2 protein-coding genes are annotated in these 3686 nt (G+C 27.8%); both read right to left on the reverse strand.

Going from position 1 to position 3686, the window contains the following annotated elements; translation table 11 throughout:
• Window positions 1–962 (reverse strand): Trk system potassium transporter TrkA (gene trkA / locus AB2369_RS12265; RefSeq protein WP_367666761.1); only part of this gene is annotated, 962 nt, incomplete at its 3' end.
• 553 nt (window positions 963–1515) lie between these two features.
• The coding region (locus AB2369_RS12270; protein ID WP_367666762.1) for an SNF2-related protein at window positions 1516–3686 on the reverse strand (2171 nt) is incomplete at its 5' end.

The raw sequence follows: 3686 nt of genomic DNA on the forward strand, positions 1-3686 counted from the left end.
TTATTAACCTTTGCATTTAATGCAAAAAGGGAAGAAATTAAGTTTTCTTCATCTCTCCCTGTTAAAGCTATAAAAGCATCCATTTCCTTTAAACTTTCAGACTCTAAAAATTCTTGATCAGTTCCATCTCCATTAATAATAATTGCCTCTGGCAATAATTCATTTAATCTTTCACATCTATCATAATCTTTTTCTACAATAGTAACTTTTGCTCCAATTTTACTAATGGCCTCTGTAAGATAGTAAGCTATCTTTCCGCCTCCAGATATCATCACGTTTTTAACTTTCTTTTGATATCTTCTTAAGTTTTTTAGGAATGTTTCTATATTAACATGGTCTCCTATAACATATATCTTGTCGTTTTCTTCAAGAACAAAATCTCCAGTAGGGATAAATACCTCATGTTCTCTCTCAACGGCACAAATTATGACTGATGTTTTAGGGAATTTAATCTCACTTATTGGCTTTCCTACTATATTATCTCCTGAAACAAGCCTAAAACTCACTAAATCCACACTTCCATCTGCAAAATTTTCTACACTACAGATAGATGGAAATCTTATAAGCTTTCCAATTTCTAAAGCTGCTTCCTTCTCTGGATTGATAACCATATCCATTCCAAGCTCATCCTTTAAAATATTAAGCTCACTAGCATATTCAGGATCTCTAATTCTTGCAATAGTATATTTCGCTCCAAGCTTTTTTGCTAGTAAACAGCATAGGGCATTTCTCTCATCCCTATTTGTAACAGCAATCATTACATCTGCATTACTAACTTCTGCTTCTTGAAGAACTTTAATACTTGTACCACTTCCCTTTATACACATTACATCAAGATTATCTGTGGTACGTTTTAGTGCCTCCATATTTTTGTCAATGATAACAACATCATTGCCTTCCTCAGATAAATTTTTAGCCAAGGTATATCCTACTTTTCCATCTCCAACGATTACAATATACATTACTTACTTCCTATCCTTTCATAAAAGCAACATATTATATTGTTAAATAATGAAGTTCCCCTTATTAACAATTAATACATCTTAAGTATTTAAAATTATAACTATAAGGTTTATAAATCCTATATTCATATCAATTATACATTATATAATATTTTATTCAATATACAATGCTTTTTTTACATAACTTTGTATATTTATATGAGGGGTTATCTATAATTTTCTAGTGAAAACTTTTATTCTATTAAAAATTTTCCTAGTCCTTTATATATTAATTTATATTCCTATGTATCTTATATAGAGATAAACCACTTTAAAATTCAATCTTTGAATACTCATTAAATAATAGAAGCTTGTGATTTAGTTTCAATTATCATGTGGTTTGTCTATAGATATATTATTTCCAAATCTAATATTTGAATAAAGTATAGCTTATGATAGCTTGAAATTTAGTTTGAGATATCATAGGGTACATATATATATTCCCTCTAAAAATATATTAATATACTAAATAAGATTAGCATGATTTTCTATAACTCATGCTAATCTGAAACTTTTAATCCCTCTCGAAAAGACTTATTAAATCTTCCTTTGATAATTTATTAAACACATCGCTATTTTTAAGGTCCTCTGTAATAATACTATGGATAAGATTTTTTTTATATTCCTGTAATTTAACAATCTTCTCCTCTATGGTTCCTCTAGCTATTAATTTAATTACCTCTACTATATTTTTCTGTCCAATTCTATGAGCTCTATCTGTGGCTTGATCCTCTACTGCTGGATTCCACCATGGATCAAAATGAATAACTAAATTAGCAGAGGTTAAATTTAGTCCGGTTCCTCCAGCCTTTAAAGAAATTAGAAAAACTTTAACTTTCTTATCCTCATTAAAAGCTTTTACTAATCTAAGTCTTTCTTTAGAATCCGTAGATCCATCTAAATAAAAATATTCAATTCCTTTTTCCTCAAGATACTTACCTATATTTCCTAAAACAGAGGTAAATTGAGAAAATAGTAGTATTTTATTATTATTTTCTATATACTCCTCTAATAATTCTATGGCCATATTAGTCTTTCCACTTCCCCCATTATAATTATCTATTATAAGAGAAGGGTCTAAACAAATTTGTCTTAGCCTTGTTAGATAAGAGAAGACTTCTATTTTATTATGAGTATCCTCTTTAATCTTTTCTCTAACCTCTTTTATATAGGATTTATATATAGTCTTTTGTGTATCTGTCATTTCAACTAATATCTTTTTCTCTATTTTTTCTGGTAACTCATCTAGAACTTCACTTTTACATCTTCTTAATATAAATGGTTTAATTAAAGTTTTAAGAGGTTTTAAGTCATATCCTTCTTTATATATAAACTTTTTCTCAAAGGCATCCTTTGAATATAAATATCCTGGCATTATAAAATCAAATATGGACCAAAGTTCTATTAAGTTATTTTCCATAGGGGTTCCCGTTAATGCAAATCTTATCTCTGAATCTATTTCTTTAACCGTCCTTGAAGTTATAGCCATAGAATTTTTTATATTTTGAGCCTCATCTATAATACAATAATTAAATTTAATATCTTTATATATTTCAATATTATTCCTCAAAGTACCATAGGTAGTTAATATAATATCATACTCTTTTAAAATCTTTTCTATGTTATTTTCACTTCCATTGCTACCATGTATAATTTGAACTCTTAAATCTGGAGAAAATCTCTCTATCTCTTCTTTCCAATTATAAATTAAGGATGTAGGAACAATTATTAAAGATTTTTTATCCTTCTCTGATGTAAGAAATGCTATGGTTTGAACTGTTTTACCAAGACCCATGTCATCAGCCAAGATTCCACCAAAGCCTAAATCACTTAAGGTTTTAAACCATTTAAATCCACCTAATTGATATTCCCTAAGAGTTGCCTTTAAGTTTTTAGGTAGAGTTATATTCTTATTATTTATATTACTTATTCTGTCTTCTATATCCTTTAATAAATCAATACCTTTTCCTATATTAAATTTCCTATTTTTTAAACACTCTAAAACATATAAGGATTTATTTCTCTCTACTTCTACTAATCCATTTTCTCCACCTCTACTAGTAGTTAATATCTCAATTAAATTAAAAAACTCTTTTACATCCTCCTGGCTAAAGTCAATAAACATATTATCCTTTGTTTTATAGAACTTATCACCCTTTTTATAGCTTTCAAATAGGCTGTTTAACTCTTTTCTTCCAACTTCTCCAATGGTATAACCTAGTTTAAACCCCCTATCATATTCATGAAAATCTATATTAATAGAAGATGAACCATATACCTTTATATCTTTAAGACCTTCCCCAAAGATAACCTTACCTAAAGTATATATTCCTTCTCTCTTCTTAGTTAGAATATTGAAAAGCTCCTCATCTCCACCAATAAACATAAGTCTATTTTCTTTTCTAATGAACCTATAGCCTTCCATGGTCATAAGTAACTTCTCTTTTCTTATACCATAGCTATCTTTCTTTTTATCTAATATATTAATCTTCTCATTATTATAAACTTCATATATATCACAATATATATTCTCTCTTTCCTTATATAAAAAAAGCTCTAACTTAAATAAACCTTCTGAGAAAGCTTTTACTTCCTCTGAATAGGTAATATTATCTGAGATATTCTTTAATAAATAGGTAAGATTATTATAATTTTTAACAGTCTTATTATATAAAATCTTATTTC

Origin of the sequence: Clostridium sp. (assembly GCF_040797585.1) — a bacterium.
Classification (GTDB): domain Bacteria; phylum Bacillota; class Clostridia; order Clostridiales; family Clostridiaceae; genus Clostridium_Z.